The sequence below is a fragment of the Pseudomonas mucoides genome, from assembly GCF_015461845.1.
GTDB lineage: Bacteria > Pseudomonadota > Gammaproteobacteria > Pseudomonadales > Pseudomonadaceae > Aquipseudomonas > Aquipseudomonas mucoides.
This window is the reverse complement of record NZ_JACOPW010000003.1, coordinates 1-18535: the sequence shown is the minus strand read 5'-3', so window position 1 is coordinate 18535 and position 18535 is coordinate 1. Positions and strand designations below refer to the sequence as shown.

Annotated in this window: 19 protein-coding genes; 9 read left to right on the top strand and 10 right to left on the bottom strand. The window is 58.2% G+C overall.

From position 1 onward, the window contains the following. Positions 1-128 precede the first annotated feature (128 nt). Positions 129-2039 (bottom strand): esterase EstP, encoded by a 1911-nt coding sequence (gene estP / locus H8F22_RS15015; protein WP_027926746.1) that lies wholly within the window; start codon positions 2037-2039, stop codon positions 129-131. A 410-nt stretch (positions 2040-2449) separates the two neighbouring features. Between estP and H8F22_RS15010 the strand changes: the two genes are divergently transcribed. The 4 genes from H8F22_RS15010 (at position 2450) to H8F22_RS14995 (ending at position 5767) form a co-directional block, all read left to right on the top strand. Further along, positions 2450-3043, top strand: coding sequence for an aminodeoxychorismate/anthranilate synthase component II (locus H8F22_RS15010; protein ID WP_007906885.1), 594 nt, complete (start codon positions 2450-2452; stop codon positions 3041-3043). Positions 3044-3052: 9 nt separating this feature from the next. Continuing rightward, the gene (gene trpD / locus H8F22_RS15005; RefSeq protein WP_027926747.1) at positions 3053-4102 is read left to right on the top strand and encodes an anthranilate phosphoribosyltransferase; all 1050 of its coding nucleotides are present in this window, start codon (positions 3053-3055) and stop codon (positions 4100-4102) included. Next, positions 4099-4935 (top strand): indole-3-glycerol phosphate synthase TrpC, encoded by an 837-nt coding sequence (trpC, locus tag H8F22_RS15000; RefSeq protein ID WP_027926748.1) that lies wholly within the window; start codon positions 4099-4101, stop codon positions 4933-4935. The genes trpD and trpC overlap by 4 nt, the downstream gene beginning before the upstream one ends. Positions 4936-5065: 130 nt before the next feature. Beyond that, positions 5066-5767: a lipoate--protein ligase family protein gene (locus tag H8F22_RS14995; protein WP_027926749.1), complete on the top strand. Its 702-nt coding sequence runs from the start codon at positions 5066-5068 to the stop codon at positions 5765-5767. Here H8F22_RS14995 and crp read toward each other — a convergent pair. Further along, entirely contained in the window at positions 5764-6408 is a 645-nt protein-coding gene (gene crp, locus H8F22_RS14990) for a cAMP-activated global transcriptional regulator CRP (RefSeq protein ID WP_027926750.1), read from the bottom strand. The two genes, H8F22_RS14995 and crp, sit on opposite strands and share 4 nt — an antisense overlap. Positions 6409-6645: 237 nt before the next feature. On the opposite strand from crp, the gene H8F22_RS14985 reads away from it, so the two are divergent. Both H8F22_RS14985 and speD read left to right on the top strand, forming a co-directional pair. Next, positions 6646-7068, top strand: a complete 423-nt coding sequence (locus H8F22_RS14985) for an OsmC family protein (protein WP_007941657.1) — start codon at positions 6646-6648, stop codon at positions 7066-7068. Positions 7069-7306: 238 nt separating this feature from the next. Next, positions 7307-8098, top strand: a complete 792-nt coding sequence (speD, locus tag H8F22_RS14980; protein ID WP_027926751.1) for an adenosylmethionine decarboxylase — start codon at positions 7307-7309, stop codon at positions 8096-8098. Between the two features lie 118 nt (positions 8099-8216). Here speD and coq7 read toward each other — a convergent pair whose 3' ends face one another. The 6 genes from coq7 to hemJ form a co-directional block, all read right to left on the bottom strand. Further along, positions 8217-8864 (bottom strand): 2-polyprenyl-3-methyl-6-methoxy-1,4-benzoquinone monooxygenase, encoded by a 648-nt coding sequence (gene coq7, locus H8F22_RS14975; protein ID WP_027926752.1) that lies wholly within the window; start codon positions 8862-8864, stop codon positions 8217-8219. Positions 8865-8972: 108 nt separating this feature from the next. Further along, complete coding sequence (locus tag H8F22_RS14970) at positions 8973-9311, bottom strand: histidine triad nucleotide-binding protein (protein WP_027926753.1); 339 nt, start codon at positions 9309-9311, stop codon at positions 8973-8975. A 62-nt stretch (positions 9312-9373) separates the two neighbouring features. Next, positions 9374-10162, bottom strand: a complete 789-nt coding sequence (locus H8F22_RS14965; protein WP_027926754.1) for an SDR family NAD(P)-dependent oxidoreductase — start codon at positions 10160-10162, stop codon at positions 9374-9376. A 61-nt stretch (positions 10163-10223) separates the two neighbouring features. Continuing rightward, positions 10224-11201 carry a DUF805 domain-containing protein gene (locus H8F22_RS14960; protein ID WP_194940399.1) on the bottom strand — a complete coding sequence of 326 codons (978 nt, stop codon included), beginning with the start codon at positions 11199-11201 and terminating at the stop codon, positions 10224-10226. A gap of 92 nt (positions 11202-11293) precedes the next feature. Continuing rightward, on the bottom strand, positions 11294-12262 hold the full coding sequence (locus tag H8F22_RS14955) for an NAD(P)H-dependent flavin oxidoreductase (RefSeq protein ID WP_027926756.1): 969 nt from the start codon (positions 12260-12262) through the stop codon (positions 11294-11296). A gap of 33 nt (positions 12263-12295) precedes the next feature. Beyond that, entirely contained in the window at positions 12296-12724 is a 429-nt protein-coding gene (gene hemJ / locus H8F22_RS14950) for a protoporphyrinogen oxidase HemJ (RefSeq protein ID WP_027926757.1), read from the bottom strand. A 135-nt stretch (positions 12725-12859) separates the two neighbouring features. Here hemJ and argC point away from each other — a divergent pair, with 135 nt between their 5' ends. Beyond that, positions 12860-13894 carry an N-acetyl-gamma-glutamyl-phosphate reductase gene (gene argC / locus H8F22_RS14945; RefSeq protein WP_027926758.1) on the top strand — a complete coding sequence of 345 codons (1035 nt, stop codon included), beginning with the start codon at positions 12860-12862 and terminating at the stop codon, positions 13892-13894. A gap of 168 nt (positions 13895-14062) precedes the next feature. Continuing rightward, the gene (gene erpA / locus H8F22_RS14940) at positions 14063-14413 is read left to right on the top strand and encodes an iron-sulfur cluster insertion protein ErpA (RefSeq protein WP_007947969.1); all 351 of its coding nucleotides are present in this window, start codon (positions 14063-14065) and stop codon (positions 14411-14413) included. Positions 14414-14482: 69 nt separating this feature from the next. Here the strand turns inward: erpA and H8F22_RS14935 are convergent, their stop codons facing one another. Then, a complete protein-coding gene (locus tag H8F22_RS14935; RefSeq protein ID WP_194940398.1) occupies positions 14483-15574 on the bottom strand; it encodes an anhydro-N-acetylmuramic acid kinase in 1092 nt (363 codons plus the stop codon). Positions 15575-15577: 3 nt separating this feature from the next. After that, positions 15578-16990 (bottom strand): peptidoglycan DD-metalloendopeptidase family protein, encoded by a 1413-nt coding sequence (locus H8F22_RS14930; RefSeq protein ID WP_027926760.1) that lies wholly within the window; start codon positions 16988-16990, stop codon positions 15578-15580. A 213-nt stretch (positions 16991-17203) separates the two neighbouring features. Between H8F22_RS14930 and tyrS the strand changes: the two genes are divergently transcribed. After that, the gene (tyrS, locus tag H8F22_RS14925; protein ID WP_027926761.1) at positions 17204-18403 is read left to right on the top strand and encodes a tyrosine--tRNA ligase; all 1200 of its coding nucleotides are present in this window, start codon (positions 17204-17206) and stop codon (positions 18401-18403) included. Positions 18404-18535: the final 132 nt, after the last annotated feature.

Genomic DNA, 18535 nt, shown 5'->3' with positions numbered 1-18535 from the left:
CACAGCCAACATAGATGTCGCCTGGCCTATCGCCGTCGCGAGCAGGCTCATTCCTACAAGGGGGCGTGCGAACACCCAAAAAAAACGCGGCGCCTGTGAAGGCGCCGCGTTTTCTATGGCCGATCGAGTTAGAAGTCCAACGCAACCCCTAAATTAATCCCTTGCTGGGTAAAGTCGTCATCCTTGCGAATGTTATAGCTGGCGCGCAGTGCCAGTTCCTTGGTGAGGTTGTGGCTCACCCCCAGGTTCACCCGGTTCAGGTTGGTTTGCGGGGTGTAGCCTTCCAGCGTGAACTGGTTGTTTGGCAGGGTGTTGAGGTTGATCGCCACGTCCTGGGTATCGTCGTTGTACTCACGCTCGTGAGCCATTTCACCGAATACCTGGGTTTGTGGGGTGATCTGGTATTTGCCCTGCAAACCGATGCCGAGGCGGCGGGAAATACTGTCCTGGTCGCCATAGGTCAGCGCTGTGGAATCATTGCCGTCCTCTGAATAACCATCGACTTTGACCTTGGAGAAGTCGGCGCTGACAAACGGCGACAGGTGCCAAGGGCTGCTGGCCTGTTGGGCGATGTCATAGCCGATGCGGGCGCTGAAGGCTTCGACGAAGCCACTGGTGTCGCCTTTCTCGCTGCGCTCGTTGGCGCCCAGCTGGAATTTACGCTTGAGGCTGTCGTAGTCCAGATGCCCGGCGGTCAACGCCATGTCAGCCCATATACGATTTTGTTGGTATTGGGCGAATGCGGTGCCCAGGTAAGTGTTGAGCTTGTAGTCGGAGTCGTTCGTCCCGGCTTCGAGTTTCTGGTTATAGAAACCGGCCGCTACGCCCACGCGCCAGGCATCGTCGAGGCGATAGCTGCCGCCGATGTTCAGGTTGTAACCATTGCCGTCGGCGCTGACGACGCTGTCCTGACCATCAAAGTCCTGATGCTGGCCACCGCCGGAAACAATGGCGCGCCATTGGCCGACGCCTTGCCAGTTTTCCCAATCGGCCAGCCATTGGTTGCGCAGTTCATCCTGGTGTGCGCGCAAGGTGCCTTGGGCCATTTGCGGCAGCAGCGTCAGCTCCCACGGCGCCGACAACAGCGAATACGCGTAATCGGCAATCAGGCGTTGCCCGGCTTCGGTCGGGTGCACCGAGTCGTTGTAGATCAGCTTGGTCGGGTCGGGGGTGGCGCTGTTGATGCCGTAACGGGTGTTCTCGGTGCAGCCGCTACCGCTGAAGCAGGTCGCGGTCAGGTTCTGGTCCGTCGCCAAGCCGAACTGCGCCGGATTGGCGAACGCCTCATTGAGCAACACCGGAATGTTCAGCGGGATCACTTCGGCATTGATGTTCTGCAGTCTGCTCACCAGCTCCGTGTTGAACTGGGCGCTGAGCTGTGAGGTGAACGCTTGCAGCGGGCTGCCGTTGATTGCCGGCGTCAGGCCGATGTCGGGCAGCAGCCAGACCATGATGTATTTGGCACCGGCGGTTTGCAGCGTCTGCACGCTGTTGGCCAGTCGATCGGCGGCGGCGCTGGCCTGGGGCAGGCTGGTCACGCGCCCTTGCAGGAAGTCGTTGCCGCCACCCGACAGGTAATACAGCGCGTTCGGGTCAGCCCGGAAGTTGTTCGATGGCAAGTATCCGGCACGGGTGCGATCGCCGGTGGCGGACGTGCTGGTGATCGAATCGAGAATCTGATCGGTGCGATAACCGCCGACGGCCCAGTTGTTGCCATCGGGCTGGCCATTGCTGGCGCGCACCGCCGAAGACGATGAAGCGGTCTGGTCCGCGGTGTACCCCAGTTTGCCACCGAGAATCTGCGTGGAGTTGAGCGAGCGGACTTCGCCGCTGCCATCCAGATAAACCGGTCCCGTCCGGTTGGTATACCGCTGAGTCGCTCCGGCAGGCCCGCCGGTGTCGGCAAAGGTGCCGGCATCGTTGAGGCTGTCGCCGAAGACGACGAAATGGGTGTACGGATTCGGTGCGGCGTACGCTTGAGCGCAGGCCATGGCGAGCAAGCATCCTGCGAGCGGTACAAACAACGTCTGTTTGATCATGAGCAAGTCCGTTTATTTATTGTTTTAGGAGAACGAAACGACAGTACCAAAAACGTCCGGCCTTTTGCCATCCGTCGCGAAGCCTTTGAGAGTTTCGCGAGCAGCAGCCCCGGCCATATTGCACGCTCTGCCCAGCTAAGTTACTGTGCCGAGACGTATGAATGAGACCTTCCCCGTGTTGATCATCAGTAAACTCCTGGATCAAGTCATCAAGGCACACGCCCGCTGGCGTTGGCGCGCCTGAATTCTTTTGCCGGTTCCGCCGGACCTGTACCGCTTTGCCTTCTTTACCCGTTTGAAATGCCGCTTTGCTGGCGCTACCCCGGCACCTGACAAAGCGCAGCGCTCTGCGGGTCAATCATTCGAAGGCTGTCTTTAAAGTCAGTGAATTCAAGAGGTTCAAAAACGCCATGTTGCTGATGATCGATAACTACGACTCCTTTACCTACAACGTTGTGCAGTACCTCGGTGAGCTCGGCTCCCAGGTCAAAGTCGTGCGCAACGATGAACTGACCATCGCTGAAATCGAAGCCCTCAACCCAGAGCGCATCGTGGTGTCCCCCGGTCCTTGCACCCCGACCGAAGCGGGGATATCGATTGAAGCGATCAAGCATTTCGCCGGCAAACTGCCGATTCTTGGCGTCTGCCTCGGCCACCAGTCCATCGGCCAGGCCTTTGGCGGTGATGTGGTGCGCGCCCGTCAAGTGATGCACGGTAAGACTAGCCCGGTATTCCACGAGGACAAGGGCGTATTTGAAGGCCTGAATCGTCCATTGACGGTCACCCGCTACCATTCGCTGATCGTCAAGCGTGAAACCTTGCCCGACTGCCTGGAGCTGACCGCCTGGACCCAGCTTGAAGACGGCTCGGTCGACGAGATCATGGGCCTGCGCCACAAAACCCTGAACATCGAAGGCGTGCAGTTCCACCCTGAGTCGATCCTGACCGAGCAGGGCCACGAACTGTTCGCTAACTTCCTCAAACAAACCGGCGGCACGCGCTAAGGACCTTTCATGAATATCAAGACAGCCCTGGGCCGTATCGTCGATCACCTCGACCTCAGCACCGATGAAATGCGCGATGTGATGCGCGAAATCATGACCGGCCAATGCACAGATGCGCAGATCGGCGCATTCATGATGGCCATGCGCATGAAGAGCGAGAGCATCGACGAAATCGTCGGCGCCGTGTCGGTCATGCGCGAGCTGGCGGACAAGGTCGAACTCAAGACCCTCGACAGCGTCGTCGACGTGGTCGGCACCGGCGGTGACGGTGCCAACATTTTCAACGTGTCGACCGCTTCTGCTTTCGTGGTTGCGGCGGCCGGTTGCACCGTGGCCAAGCACGGTAACCGTGCGGTCTCGGGCAAAAGCGGCAGCGCCGATCTGCTGGAAGCGGCGGGGATCTACCTGAACCTGACTCCGGTTCAAGTCGCGCGTTGCATTGACAACGTCGGCATCGGTTTCATGTTCGCCCAGACTCACCACAGCGCCATGAAGTACGCCGCCGGTCCGCGCAAGGATCTAGGCCTGCGTACCTTGTTCAACATGCTCGGCCCGCTTACGAATCCGGCCGGTGTGAAACATCAGGTGGTGGGCGTGTTCAACCAGGCGCTGTGCCGGCCATTGGCCGAAGTCCTGCAGCGATTGGGCAGCAAGCACGTGCTGGTGGTGCATTCGAAAGATGGCCTGGACGAATTCAGCCTGGCCGCGCCGACCTTCGTGGCGGAATTGAAGAACGACCAGATCAGCGAGTATTGGGTCGAGCCTGAAGACCTGGGCATGAAGAGCCAGAGCCTGCATGGCCTGGCCGTGGAAAGCCCGGCGGCCTCGCTGGAATTGATTCGCGATGCGTTGGGCAAACGCAAAACCGAAAGCGGTCTGAAAGCCGCCGAAATGATCATGCTCAATGCCGGTGCCGCCCTGTATGCCGCTGACCATGCCACCAGTTTGAAAGAGGGCGTTGCCCTGGCGCACGACGCGCTGCACACCGGTCTTGCTCGGGAGAAACTCGAGGAGTTGGGTGCATTTACCGCGGTATTTCGAGTGGAGAATGAGGGATGAGTGTACCGACGGTTCTGGAAAACATTCTGGCGCGCAAGGTCCAGGAAGTCGCCGAGCGTAGCGCTCGTGTGAGCCTGGCCGAGCTGGAAAGTCTGGCCAAGGCGGCCGATGCACCCCGTGGTTTCGCCCAGGCATTGTTGGCGCAGGCCAAGCGCAAGCAACCGGCGGTGATTGCCGAAATCAAGAAAGCTTCGCCGAGCAAGGGCGTGATCCGCGAGAACTTCGTTCCTGCCGACATCGCCGAAAGCTACGAGAAGGGCGGCGCGACGTGTTTGTCGGTGCTGACCGATATCGATTACTTCCAGGGCGCCGATGCGTATCTGCAACAAGCCCGGGCGGCGTGCAAACTGCCGGTGATCCGCAAGGATTTCATGATCGATCCTTATCAGATCGTCGAAGCCCGTGCGCTGGGCGCCGATTGCGTGTTGTTGATCGTCTCCGCACTGGATGACGTGAAAATGGCCGAGCTGGCTGCCGTGGCAAAAGGTGTCGGCCTCGATGTGCTGGTAGAAGTTCACGACGGCGACGAGCTGGAGCGGGCCTTGAAAACCCTCGACACTCCGCTGGTCGGCATCAACAACCGCAACCTGCACACGTTCGATGTCAGCCTGGAAACCACCCTCGACCTGTTGCCGCGCATCCCTCGTGATCGCCTGGTGATTACCGAAAGCGGCATCCTCAACCGTGCGGATGTCGAATTGATGGAAATCAGCGACGTGTATGCGTTCCTGGTCGGCGAAGCGTTCATGCGTGCCGAAAGCCCGGGGACCGAGTTGCAGCGACTGTTCTTTCCGGAGCGCGGTACTGCGGTGAGTGGTTCTACACTCGACTGATTACACGCAGACCGAGTCGACCCTATCGCGAGCAAGCTCGGCTCCTGCAGGAGAACCCATGTAGGAGCCGAGCTTGCTCGCGATGGCGGCATAAATAGCACCTCAGACTTCAAGTCCAACGGAATGCCTTATGACCTCAATCGTCTCTTTGACTGTCGAAGCCGGCCTGCAAGCCGAACAAGACTTGCTGGCAGCGGTCTGCACCGGAGATTCGGAATTAGGCCTGCTGTTCTGGCAACCCAATGACCGCGCCCTGGTCATGCCCCGACGCCTGAACCGCTTATCCGGTTTCGAAGCTGCGTGCGAAGTCTCGGCCGCTGCCGGTTGGCCCGTGCTCTTGCGTGAAACCGGCGGTGAGCCCGTGCCGCAATCGGCATCCACCCTCAACATCGCATTGGTCTACGCACCGCCACGCAGCGAAGGCGACCAAAACCGCATCGAAACCGCCTATCACCGACTCTGCGATCCTATCTGCCAGTTGTTGGATGAGCTGGGCGGCGTGTCGTCCCTCGGCGAAATCGAAGGCGCGTTCTGCGATGGCCGTTTCAACGTCAACCTTGATGGCCGCAAGATGGTCGGCACAGCTCAGCGTTGGCGCCAGAGCAAGGGCGGCACGCGTCCGGTCGGATTGGTGCATGGTGCGTTGTTGCTGGATAACGAGCGGGAATCGATGGTTGCGGCGGTCAATCGTTTCAATGAAGCCTGCGGCCTGGAACAGCGGGTTCGCGCCGAAAGCCACATCGCCCTGCATGAGAAGTTCGCCGCGCCCGATGCACTCGGGCGGCTCGACGCGCTTTATCGCCAATTGCTGGCAGACCTGTTCAAGGCTTAGCGCGTACCGAAGACCACCATGGTCTTGCCTTTGACGTCCACCAGGTTGCGTTCCTCCAGATCCTTGAGCACGCGGCCGACCATTTCACGCGAGCAACCGACAATCCTTCCGATTTCCTGGCGGGTCACTTTGATCTGCATGCCGTCCGGGTGAGTCATCGCATCCGGCTGCTTGCACAGTTCCAGCAGGCAACGAGCGACGCGTCCGGTCACATCGAAGAACGCCAGGTCGCCGACCTTGCGCGTGGTATTGCGCAGACGTTGTGCGATTTGTCCGCTGAGGACGTAAAGAATGTCTGGGTCTTGCTGGGACAGCTCGCGGAATTTCGCGTAGCTGATTTCCGCGACTTCGCATTCGATCTTCGCGCGCACCCAGGCGCTGCGTGCCTGTTCCAGGCCAGCCTGTTCGAACAGCCCCAACTCACCGAAAAAGTCCCCGGCGTTCAGGTAGGCGATGATCATTTCACGACCATCGTCGTCCTCGATCAGGATCGTGACCGAGCCTTTGATGATGAAAAACAGGGTTTCCGAGCGATCACCCGCGCAAATGATGTTGCTCTTGGCCGCATAGCGACGGCGTTGGCAATGCATCAACAGCTTGTCGAGGTTTTTGATTTTGGGTATTGGGGTAATAGCAACCATGGTTGTATCCCGAAAAGACGTCACGGTGTGTGTTTGGTTTTCTTATGAGCTGCTGACTAGGGTCGAGGCAAAGCTGGCTATGCGCCAGCGAATTGGCGTCAGCTTAACAGACACTTCCTGCAATATTTGAGAATTTACCTACGGCTTGGACACCTGCGTCCTAGGAAGGTGAAACGCTGTCAATCAGGGGCCCTGTGCTAAGCTGGCGTCCCTTTTTTAGACAGTGGAGTCTTGGCGATGAAGGCACGCATCCAATGGGCTGGCGAAGCCATGTTCCTCGGTGAATCCGGCAGCGGTCATGTCGTGGTCATGGACGGTCCGCCCGATGCTGGCGGTCGCAACCTGGGTGTCCGGCCGATGGAAATGCTCCTGCTGGGTGTCGGCGGTTGCAGCAATTTCGACGTGGTCAGCATCCTCAAGAAGTCCCGTCAGGCCGTTGAAAGCTGCGAAGCCTTCCTTGAAGCCGAGCGTGCGACCGAGGACCCGAAGGTCTTCACCAAGATTCACATGCACTTCGTGGTCAAGGGCCGCGGGCTGAAAGAAGCCCAGGTCAAGCGCGCCATTGAGCTGTCGGCGGAGAAGTATTGCTCGGCCTCGATCATGTTGGGCGCCGCTGGCGTGGCGATTACCCACGACTACGAGATCATCGAACTCGGTTGAGCCGACATTCAACTATCATAAAAGCGGTGCAGACTCTGGCGAACCCAAGCTGACGTCTGCATAATGCGCCACTTTTTTCAGGGTAGTGGTCCGTCAACCGACAGGCCGCGCCCCCGAACTGACAACCAAAATCGCCATCGCGAAGAGGTGTTAACCGTCCTACGCAGGTGCGTTGTTCGCATTTGACGGGCATGCTTGATCACGCGGCCAGGCCGCAATACATAGAGAGTTTTTAACGGTGAAAAGCAAACTCAAGCTCCACGGGTTCAATAACCTGACAAAGACCTTGAGCTTCAACATCTATGACATCTGCTACGCGGAAACCCCGCAAGACCAACAGGCTTACGTTGAGTACATCAATAAAGAGTACAACGCGAAACGCCTGACGCAGATCCTCACGGAAGTTGTCGATATCATTGGTGCCAACATCCTGAACATTGCCAGTCAGGACTACGAACCACAGGGCGCCAGCGTCACGATTCTGATCTCTGAAGAGCCGGTAACCCCGACCGACAGCCAGATCGAAGAGTCCCCGGGCCCGCTGCCTGAAATTATCCTGGCCCACCTCGACAAGAGCCACATCACGGTGCACACCTACCCGGAAATCCATCCGGTGGACGGTATTGCGACTTTCCGTGTGGACATTGACGTGTCGACCTGTGGTGTCATCTCACCGTTGAAAGCACTCAACTTCCTGATTCACCAGTTCGATTCGGACATCGTGACCGTGGATTATCGTGTGCGCGGTTTCACCCGTGACGTTGAAGGCAAAAAGCACTTCATCGACCACGAGATCAATTCGATCCAGAACTACCTGTCCGACGACACCCGCGACGCGTACCAGATGACTGACGTGAACGTGTACCAGGAAAACCTGTTTCACACCAAAATGCTGTTGAAGAACTTCGAACTGGATAACTACCTGTTCGGTGACGCCACCAGCAACCTGTCCTCTGAGCAACGTGCCCAGGTGACTGAGCGTGTGAAGCACGAAATGCTCGAAATCTTCTACGCACGCAATATGGCGTAAGATTCTCGAACACAAAAAAGGCGACTCCCTCACGGCAGTCGCCTTTTTTATGGCTGAAACGAAGAACCCTGTAGGAGCGAGCCTGCTCGCGATAGGGCCCTCCGGGGCAGTGCATCTATCAGATCCGATAAGTACTCTTGGTCATCACCTTGGCCAACAAACTCATCCCGAACTTCACTGGTGCCGGAAAACGGAACCCGCCCGCATCCAGCGCACTCTCAGCGTGATGTTCTTCATCAATACGCATCTGCTCAAGAATCGCCCGGGATTTTTCGTCCTCCGCCGGCAATTGCTCCAGGTGTTCATTCAAATGCTTGCACACTTGATGTTCAGTAGCGGCAACAAAACCGAGGCTGACTTTGTCGCTGATCAACCCGGCTACTGCGCCAATCCCGAAGGACATGCCGTAGAACAGCGGGTTAAGAATGCTGGTATGGCTGCCCAACTGATGAATGCGTTGCTCGCACCAGACCAGATGGTCGATTTCTTCTTCGGCAGCATGTTCCATGGCGGCGCGCACATGCGGGAGCTTGGCGGTCAGGGCTTGCCCTTGATACAACGCCTGGGCGCAGACTTCACCGGTATGGTTGATGCGCATCAGGCCGGCAACGTGCCGGGTGTCCTCATCGCTCAATTTTGCATCGGGCTGGACGATGGCCGGCGACGGGCGGTAAGGCTGGCCACTGAAGGGCAGCAGGGTGCGCATGGCGGCATCGGCTTGCAGCAGAAGACGGTCAATCGGCGAGTAGTGACGTTGGGTAGTCATGCTGACCTCCGGGAAAAATCTCGGCGGCCAGTTTAACCCAATCGGCCGGGGAAGGTTTGAGCTGGGTCATGCGGGAGTGGCTGGCCACTCCCCTGGAGCAGCCGGCAATCAGCCCGGCGGCCAGTGCATCTGACGCTGACCCAGCACGTGCATATGAATGTGATAGACAGTCTGCCCACCTTCTTCATTGCAGTTCATGACAACGCGGAAACCTTTTTCGCAACCCAGTTCCAGCGCCAGACGCTGTGCGGTGAACAGAATATGCCCGGCCAGCGCCTTGTCGTCCTCGGTGAGTTCGTTAAGGGTGCGCACCGGTTTCTTTGGGATCACCAAAAAATGCACAGGTGCCTGTGGGGCGATATCGTGGAAGGCCAGTACCTGGTCGTCCTCGTAAATGATCTTGGCCGGGATTTCCCGGTTGATGATCTTGGTGAACAGAGTATCCACAGCTGTTTTCTCCGTTGTTTTTGGCTGGCCTGAGTGTACCCATGGTTTTACCGAAGGACCATTCAGCGTGGGCAGTAAACCTTGTTGACCATGCCGGCGATAGTCCGATTCAGCCAGCGCGAGCCGAGCCGTGGCAGGAAGGCGCGCCAGCGGTTGCGTCGGCCGGGGATGATGATGGCGCGATTTTTCTCCAGGGCGCGTACGGTATAGAGCGCCACTTCTTCAGGACTCATGAGCATTTTGCTGTTGGTCAGTTTGCCAGTGTCCAATTGCGCGGTACGGAAGAAACCGGTGCGCGTCGGGCCGGGGCACAGCACCGAGACCTTGACCGCGCATTTCTTCAGTTCGACGCGCAAGCCTTCGGAAAAATGCAGCACGTACGCCTTGCTCGCGTAGTAGGTACTCATCCACGGGCCGGGAAGGAACGCAGCGACCGAGGCGACATTGAGGATCTGCCCGCCACCCTGCAAGGCCATGGAATTTCCGATGGCGTGGCAGAGGCGGGTGAGCGCCAGAATGTTCACTTCGATCAGGTCCTGCTCGGTCATCCAGTCTTGAGCGAGAAAGGGACCGCAGGTGCCCATGCCGGCGCAGTTGACCAGCAGATCAATCTGCCGGTCACCTTCCTCCAGTTCCAGCAGAAAGCCCGACAGGCGTAGTGGCTCGCCAAGGTCACAGGCACGGAACAGCACTTCCACGCCAAAACGTTGAGTCAGTTCAATCGCAATACTTTCCAGCTGATCACGCTGTCGGGCCACCAGAATCAGGCTGCGGCCACGGCGGGCCAGCGCTTCGGCCATCGCCAGGCCGATACCGCTGGAAGCGCCAGTGATCAGAGCGTAACGGGTCATGCAGTTCTCCATCGCAACAGCTCCGCGCCGCGACGCAGGTGTCACGGGCGGGGAGCGCTGTTTATTCTTTCGCAGAGTCTACAGGGGCCGGGGCTTCTTCGGCTTCATCGTCTGCAGAATCCGGTGCGGGTTCGGCTGCTTCGGCCGGTTCGACTTCAACGTCTTCGGTGGTCACCGAGCCGCTGTCGTAGCTGCTTGTCGTGGTGCTTTCGTATTCTTCCTGAATCGCACTGTAACCGCCGGCCAGAGCTCCCACGATGACGATGGCGATAAACACAACCCACAACGAAGAAAGCACTTTGACCGCCGTGGTATTGGGCGGAGGTGGCGGGCCGTAGCGGTTGGCGATGTTGGTGCCTGGGGCGACCATAATCACCAGCGGGAAGAAACTGCCTACGAACGGGACGAGGTTCAACAGCCATAGCCAGCCGGACCAGCCGATGTCGTGCAAGCGTTGAACACTGAACTGGATACTGACGACCGCCACTGCAACGAACAGAATGAACGCGACCAGGCCGCCGATGATCAAGCCTGCCGTCGAATCGGCACTGATAATCGCGAACGCCAGGATGGCCAGGACCGAACCGACGGCGAGCAAGACAAGGGTCAGGGCCATCGTCCACGCCAGATAACGCAAGCGTCCGATGCGACCTTCGACACTGAACGGCTTAAGTGTGGCGAACGCCGGCAGGCTTTCGCCGACGCTGGCCTGAGGCGGAGCGTAGGGGGAGGCTGGTTCGGCGAAGACAGGCTGGGGCCTGGCGGGAGCGTGTTCGTGCGCGTCGGCCAGGTTCAGCTCGATAGATGACTCGCTTTCGATCCGTGCATTGATGCCGGTTTTCGTCAGCGCCTGCAGGTAAATTTGTGCGTCGACGTGCGACAGATCCTGCTTGAGCGTGACGGTCTTGCCGGTGAACAGCCGTTCAACCGCAGCGACTTCGCTTTTGTACAGCGCGGCGAGATTCTGCTTGGCGGTCGTGAGGTCGACGCCTGGCAGCAGAGCGCCGTCGAATACGATCTTGAAACGGTTTTCGCTCATTGCGAGGCATCCTTGTCGCGAGTGTTTGAGTTAGAAGTGTTGCAGCTACAGAGTGTAAGGCCAGCCGGGTTGGGCTGGCCAAAACTTTCCTCTCAGCGCGGCCAGCGTTTTGGCAGCTGTGCCGCCAGATCCAGTGCCTTGCGGTATTCCGCGTCCAGCCGTGCGACCAATTGATCGACACTCGGCAAATCATCGATTTCCCCAACGCCCTGACCCGCAGACCACACGGTTTTCCAGGCTTTGGCTTCGTCGCTGACCGGTTTCAGTTTGGAACCGAAGTTGACCTCACCCTTGTTTTGCAAGGCCGCCATGTCGAAACCGGCGGCTTCCAGGCTTTGGCGCATGAAACTCGCCGGTATGCCGGACACCGCAGGAGTATGGACGATGTCCGCCGCCCTGGAAGTCAGCAACATTTCTTTGTATGCGTCAGGCGCATGACTTTCAGTGGTGCCGATAAATCGCGTACCGAAGTAGGCCAAATCCGCACCGAGCAATTGTGCCGCGAGAATCTCGTGGCCATGGTTCAGGCAGCCGGCCAGCAACAGCGTCTTGTCGAAGAACTGACGAATTTCGGCAATCAGCGAGAACGGACTCCAGGTGCCAGCGTGGCCACCGGCGCCCGCAGCCACGGCGATCAACCCGTCCACACCAGCCTCGGCGGCTTTTTCCGCGTGGCGGCGAGTCGTCACGTCGTGGAACACCAGGCCACCATAGCTGTGCACGGCGTCGACCACTTCTTTCACCGCGCCGAGACTGGTAATCACAATCGGCACTTTGTGCTCGATGCAGATCGCCAGGTCCGCTTGCAGGCGTGGGTTGCTGTTGTGGACGATCAGGTTGACCGCATAAGGGGCCGGGTTCTCCAGTATCGCCAGGCCTGCCTCGATCTCTTCCAGCCAGGCTTTGAACCCGCTGCTCTCACGCTGGTTGAGCGCGGGGAAACTGCCCACCACGCCATTACGGCAGCAGGCGAGCACCAATTGCGGATTGGAAATCAGGAACATCGGCGCAGCCACGACCGGCAGACGCAAACGTTGTTCGAGCAGAGCGGGCAGCGACATTGGAAGTACCCCGGAAAGTGGTGCGTATTAAAGTTAGAACGGCCGAACGACGACCAGAATGACGATAGCCAGCAATATCAGAACCGGGACTTCATTGAACCAGCGATAAAAGACATGGCTGCGGGTGTTTTCGCCACGGGCAAAGCGCTTCACCTGCGCACCGCACATGTGGTGGTAGCCGATCAGGATCACCACCAGGGTCAGTTTGGCGTGAATCCATGCGCCTTGACTGAAGATGCTCGGATTGAGGGCGATCAGCGCAATGCCGAAGATCAGGGTGGCGATCATCGCCGGGCCCATGATGCCTCGGTACAGCTTGCGCTCCATGACGCTGAAGCGTTCCTTGCTGACCGTGTCCTCACTCTGTGCGTGATAGACGAACAGGCGCGGCAGGTAGAACAGGCCGGCAAACCAGCAGACCATGCTGACGATATGAAACGCTTTGAGCCACAAATAGAGCATTTTTAGTTATTCCCAGGTTCACGGTAGCCCGGATAGTAGAGGCTTGAGCGGCCGCACGTCACCTTGCCGGTTGTCGCAGGACGATACGCACCCTATTATCGACGGCTTTCCAGTGGGTTCGTTGAGGGCAGGTTTATGGTCAAGGTCGGTATCGTCGGCGGCACGGGTTACACCGGTGTCGAACTGCTGCGTCTGTTGGCACAGCATCCGCAAGCTGAAGTGGTAGTGATCACTTCCCGATCCGAGGCTGGCCTGGCCGTGGCCGACATGTACCCGAACCTGCGAGGCCATTACGACGGCCTGGCGTTCAGCGTTCCGGACATCAAGACATTGGGTGCTTGCGACGTGGTGTTCTTTGCCACACCACACGGCGTTGCCCATGCGTTGGCGGGCGAACTGCTGGCAGCCGGGACCAAGGTCATCGACCTGTCAGCGGACTTTCGTCTGCAGGACTCTGTTGAGTGGGCCAAGTGGTACGGCCAGCCGCACGGTGCTCCGGAACTGCTGGAAGAGGCGGTTTACGGTTTGCCGGAAGTCAATCGTGAACAGATCAAGGAGGCTCGCCTGATCGCGGTGCCAGGTTGCTACCCGACCGCTACGCAATTGGGTTTCCTGCCACTGCTCGAAGCGGGCCTGGCGGATACCACGCGCTTGATCGCTGACTGCAAATCCGGTGTCAGCGGAGCGGGTCGTGGCGCCTCTGTAGGATCGCTGTACTCCGAAACGTCGGAAAGCATGAAGGCTTATTCGGTGAAAGGTCACCGTCACTTGCCGGAAATCCGCCAAGGGCTGCGTCGTGCAGCAGGCAAGGACGTCGGCCTGACCTTCGTTCCGCACCTGACGCCAATGATTCGCGGCATTCACTCGACGCTTTACGCAACCGTCGTGGATCGCTCGGTCGATCTGCAAGCGTTGTTTGAAAAGCGCTACGCCAATGAACCGTTCGTCGATGTAATGCCAGCCGGCAGCCACCCGGAAACCCGCAGCGTGCGCGGGGCCAATGTCTGCCGTATTGCCGTGCATCGTCCGCAAGATGGCGACCTGGTCGTCGTGCTGTCTGTGATCGACAACCTGGTCAAAGGCGCGTCGGGTCAGGCGGTGCAGAACATGAACATTCTGTTCGGCCTGGACGAGCGCTTCGGCTTATCCCACGCCGGCATGCTGCCGTAAGGCGCAATCGCGGAGAGCAAAAAGGCCCATTGAATGGGCCTTTTTGCATTCTGGTCGGACAGTTTGCTTGATTGATATACCGTAACAATAGTTGACCGATTTTCTAGGAGAAGCGGATAATGCGCGTCATCACGCATTATGGCGGCGTAACGCCGGGAGATAGTCAGCATGAGCGTCGAATCCTTCACCCCCACGGCTTTGCAATTCACCCACGGTGCCGCGCACAAGGTGAAGAGCCTGGTCGATGAAGAGGGGAATGATCGCTTGAAGCTGCGCGTATTCGTTACGGGCGGCGGTTGTTCAGGTTTTCAGTACGGCTTCACCTTCGATGAAGAAGTGGCCGATGACGACACCATCGTCGAGCGCGAGGGCGTGAGCCTGGTCGTGGACCCGATGAGCTTCCAGTACCTGGCAGGCGCCGAGGTGGATTATCAGGAAGGTCTGGAAGGTTCGCGTTTCGTGATCAAGAACCCGAACGCCAGCACTACCTGTGGCTGCGGTTCTTCATTCTCGATCTGATCGCACCTTCAGCACACTGTAAAACGCCGCAGGACCTTATGGGTTATGCGGCGTTTTGCTGTCTGGGGTTTATGCGGGGTAGATCGCACCGAGTACGCGCTGGCCGCGGGCGCCGGTGACGCTTGGGCGGTTGGCGGCGATGCCTTCGAGGCAGCAATGGGCCAGCCAGGCGAAAGCCATGGCTTCAACCCAGTCGGGGTCTACACCGTGAGTGGCGGTGCTGCTGACTTGCGCATTCGGCAGCAAGCCGGCCAAGCGCTTCATCAGCGTCGTATTGTGCGCGCCGCCGCCGCAGACCAGCAGTTCTTGAGTGTTCGACTGGGCGTGTTGCAGTGACTCAGCGATGGTCAGCGCGGTGAGTTCGAGCAGCGTGGCTTGCACGTCTTCGGCGGCGAAGGTCGGTAGCTTCGACAAATGCTGTGTCAGCCAGGGCAGGTTGAACACTTCGCGGCCAGTACTTTTTGGGCCTTTGGTCACGAAGAAGGGATCGCTGAGCAATTCATTGAGCAGATCCGGTTCGACGTTGCCGCTGGCGGCCCATTGGCCGTCACGATCGAAGTTGTCGCCGCGCTGCTGGTGAATCCAGGCATCCAGCAGCACATTGCCCGGACCGCAGTCGAAACCCGCAACCGGTTTACCGGGTTCAATCAGGCTAAGGTTGCTGAATCCGCCCACATTCAACACCGCGCGATGACCTGCGCTTTCATCAAACAAGGCTTCGTGGAAGGCGGGAACCAGCGGAGCACCTTGCCCGCCTGCGGCCACATCGCGGCTGCGGAAGTCACTGACTACGGTGATGCCGGTCAACTCGGTCAGCAGGGCGGGGTTGCCGATCTGCACGGTAAAGCCGCGCGCCGGTTCGTGGCGAATGGTCTGGCCGTGGCTGCCAATCGCGCGAATGTCTTCGGGCTTCAGGTTTTGTTGATCGAGCAGGGAGTGAATGCCCTGGGCCGCCAGTCTTACCCAGTTTTGTTGGGCGATGGCGGAGCGGGCAATCTCGTCCGGGCCGCTGGCGCACAAGCCAAGCAGCTCGGTGCGCAGGGACTCCGGCATGGGAATGTAGTGCGTGGCGATCAGTTTGATCGCCGGGGAGAGCTCAACCAGCGCGATGTCCAGGCCATCGAGACTGGTTCCGGACATCACACCAATATAGACCGTCATGGCTTAGCGCTTGCTCGAAGCCAGCAGGGTGGCCTTCTCTTGATCCATGCGCGCCATCAGCGGCTGGCTCTGCGCGAGGAAGCGCGAGCGCTCAGCCTTGGCGATCGGATCGGCCATTGGCAACTTCTGGCCCAGTGGATCGACGTGAACGCCGTTGACCTGGAACTCATAGTGCAAGTGCGGGCCGGTGGAGAGCCCGGTGGTGCCGATGAAGCCGATGACCTGGCCCTGTTTAACCGTGCCTCCAGTCTTCACGCCTTTGGCGAAGCCTTGCATGTGGCCATACAGCGTGGTGTAGGTGGCGCCGTGCTGGATGATCACGGTGTTGCCATAGCCGCCGCGGCGACCGGCCAACAATACTTTACCGTCGCCGGCAGCCTTGATTGGCGTGCCCCGTGGTGCTGCATAGTCAACGCCTTTGTGGGCGCGAATTTTGTTCAGGATCGGGTGCTTGCGGCCCATGGAGAATTTCGAACTGATGCGGGCGAAATCAACCGGGGTACGGATGAACGCTTTGCGCATGCTGTTGCCGTCAGCCGTGTAGTAGCTGCTGTTGCCTTGTTTGTTGATGTAACGCACAGCGGTGTAGGTCTTGCCGCGGTTGGTGAAACGTGCGGAAAGGATCGGGCCGTTGCCGACAGGCTTGCCGTTGACGACTTTTTGCTCGTAGATCACATCGAACTCGTCACCCTGGCGAATATCCTGGGCGAAGTCGACGTCGTAGCCAAACACGCTGGCCATGTCCATGGTCAGGCTGTGGGACAGTCCGGCGCGAGCGGCGGATTGCGACAACGAGCTGTTGATGACGCCATGAACGTAGGCGGAACGCACGGTGGGCTTGGCAGTGATGCGGTTGAACACATAACCCTTGTCATTCTTGGTCAGGGTAATGCTTTCGACGTCGCTGATCTTACTGTGCAGGTTGGTCAACTGGCCTTTAGGGTCCAGTTCGAATTCGAGCTTCTGCCCATGTTTAAGCTGGCTGAACTGCTTGGCTTGCTTGTCGCTGGCGAGGATTTCATGCACCGCAGCGGCCGGGAGGCCAACTTTCTCAAACAGTGTGGAGAGCGTATCGCCTTTGGAGACGATCACTTCCCTATGGTTTGGAGCCTTCTTTTCTTCGACCACAGGCGCGGCCTGAGCGGTTTCCTGCGGTTCTTCGGCGGCGTTTTCGATCTGCGCGAAAGGGGAGGCTACGGGTTCATTTGTGGCTTGAGCAGCCTCTGCAGCGTCTTGTTCTTGTGACAGTTGATCAGCAGGGGTTTCCAGTTCAAGACTCAGGGTGGTCTTTTTGGCTTCAACATCGCTGGAAGGGAATACCAGAAGCGCCAGGCTCAGCAGAGCGGCGATGCCACTTGCTGCGAGCAGGTGGGTCTTCGGGTAAAGCGGTGGCGCTTTAGACGATTCTTTGGTCATAAGTGATTTTTGACTTTGAAAAAAGATGAATTGGAAAAGATGAATGACATGATGAAGATGAAATAACTGTATAAAATATAACCAAATCATCTCTGAAGCAAGTCCGCGGACACTCTGCCGGCGGATTGGCGTCATTGCGCCGGCCAAACTTTGTATTTGACGCGTGATCTTGTATGGTTGGTCCCCTTTGAATTCGAGCCTTGCGGGTCTGTTATGAAGTCGGTTGAAGAGCAGCTAGCGCTGATTAAACGTGGTGCGGAAGAACTGTTGGTCGAGTCCGAGCTGATCGAGAAGCTCAAACGTGGCCAACCGCTACGTATTAAGGCTGGCTTCGATCCGACTGCGCCGGATTTGCACCTGGGTCACACCGTGCTTATTAATAAGCTGCGCCAGTTCCAGGAACTGGGGCATCAGGTGATCTTCCTTATCGGTGACTTCACCGGAATGATTGGTGATCCGAGCGGGAAGAGTGCGACTCGTCCGCCGCTTACCCGTGAGCAGGTCCTCGAGAATGCCGAGACCTACAAGACCCAGGTCTTCAAGATTCTTGATCCGGCTAAAACCGAAGTTGCGTTCAACTCCACCTGGATGGATCAGATGGGGCCGGCCGACTTCATTCGCCTGACTTCGCAGTACACGGTCGCGCGCATGCTCGAGCGCGACGATTTCGACAAGCGCTATACAACCAATCAGCCCATCGCGATTCATGAGTTCCTCTATCCGCTGGTTCAGGGTTATGACTCGGTCGCGCTGCGTGCAGATGTCGAGTTGGGCGGTACCGATCAGAAGTTCAACCTGTTGATGGGGCGCGAGCTTCAGCGCGGGTACGGTCAAGAGCCGCAGTGCATTCTGACTATGCCGTTGCTCGAAGGCCTGGATGGCGTGAAGAAGATGTCCAAGTCTCTGGGCAATTACGTCGGTATCCAGGAAGCGCCGGGTGTCATGTACAGCAAGCTGGTTTCCATTCCGGATGCACTGATGTGGCGTTACTTCGAATTGCTCAGCTTCCGCTCCATGGAAGAGATCAATGTATTCCGTGCCGATGTCGAGGCTGGTGCGAACCCGCGCGACATCAAGATCAAGCTGGCTGAAGAGATCGTTGCGCGTTTCCATGGAGAGGAGGCTGCGGCCAATGCTCACCGTGGAGCAGGCAATCGTATGAAGGAAGGTGAGCTGCCGGATGATCTGCCTGAGATCGAATTGACTGCTGCTGAAGATATGCCGATTGCGGCTGTTCTTAATAAGGCAGGTTTGGTGAAGAATTCGGCGGTGGCGCGTGACCTGTTGAATGCTGGCGGTGTACGTATAGATGGTGAGGTGGTTGATCGCACCTTTATATACGTACTGGGCGCGACGCACGTTTGTCAGGCCGGTAAGAAGTCATTTGCGCGTATTACGCTGAAATCCGAGTAAAGCTGCAAATCATTGCTTGACGGCAGATTCTGGATGTCTATAATTCGCCCCACTTCCGGCGCAGTCGAAACGGAAAACTCCTTGGTAAACAAAGAGTTACGCAGTTTTCGGCAGCAAGCGGCTTCAGGTCAT

Bases quoted from the DNA above. Each gene is read 5' to 3' on its own strand.
- estP (WP_027926746.1), bottom strand. From the start codon at position 2,039: ATGATCAAACAGACGTTGTTTGTACCGCTCGCAGGATGCTTGCTCGCC.
- H8F22_RS15010 (WP_007906885.1), top strand. From the start codon at position 2,450: ATGTTGCTGATGATCGATAACTACGACTCCTTTACCTACAACGTTGTG.
- trpD (WP_027926747.1), top strand. From the start codon at position 3,053: ATGAATATCAAGACAGCCCTGGGCCGTATCGTCGATCACCTCGACCTC.
- trpC (WP_027926748.1), top strand. From the start codon at position 4,099: ATGAGTGTACCGACGGTTCTGGAAAACATTCTGGCGCGCAAGGTCCAG.
- H8F22_RS14995 (WP_027926749.1), top strand. From the start codon at position 5,066: ATGACCTCAATCGTCTCTTTGACTGTCGAAGCCGGCCTGCAAGCCGAA.
- crp (WP_027926750.1), bottom strand. From the start codon at position 6,408: ATGGTTGCTATTACCCCAATACCCAAAATCAAAAACCTCGACAAGCTG.
- H8F22_RS14985 (WP_007941657.1), top strand. From the start codon at position 6,646: ATGAAGGCACGCATCCAATGGGCTGGCGAAGCCATGTTCCTCGGTGAA.
- coq7 (WP_027926752.1), bottom strand. From the start codon at position 8,864: ATGACTACCCAACGTCACTACTCGCCGATTGACCGTCTTCTGCTGCAA.
- H8F22_RS14965 (WP_027926754.1), bottom strand. From the start codon at position 10,162: ATGACCCGTTACGCTCTGATCACTGGCGCTTCCAGCGGTATCGGCCTG.
- H8F22_RS14960 (WP_194940399.1), bottom strand. From the start codon at position 11,201: ATGAGCGAAAACCGTTTCAAGATCGTATTCGACGGCGCTCTGCTGCCA.
- H8F22_RS14955 (WP_027926756.1), bottom strand. From the start codon at position 12,262: ATGTCGCTGCCCGCTCTGCTCGAACAACGTTTGCGTCTGCCGGTCGTG.
- hemJ (WP_027926757.1), bottom strand. From the start codon at position 12,724: ATGCTCTATTTGTGGCTCAAAGCGTTTCATATCGTCAGCATGGTCTGC.
- argC (WP_027926758.1), top strand. From the start codon at position 12,860: ATGGTCAAGGTCGGTATCGTCGGCGGCACGGGTTACACCGGTGTCGAA.
- erpA (WP_007947969.1), top strand. From the start codon at position 14,063: ATGAGCGTCGAATCCTTCACCCCCACGGCTTTGCAATTCACCCACGGT.
- H8F22_RS14935 (WP_194940398.1), bottom strand. From the start codon at position 15,574: ATGACGGTCTATATTGGTGTGATGTCCGGAACCAGTCTCGATGGCCTG.
- H8F22_RS14930 (WP_027926760.1), bottom strand. From the start codon at position 16,990: ATGACCAAAGAATCGTCTAAAGCGCCACCGCTTTACCCGAAGACCCAC.
- tyrS (WP_027926761.1), top strand. From the start codon at position 17,204: ATGAAGTCGGTTGAAGAGCAGCTAGCGCTGATTAAACGTGGTGCGGAA.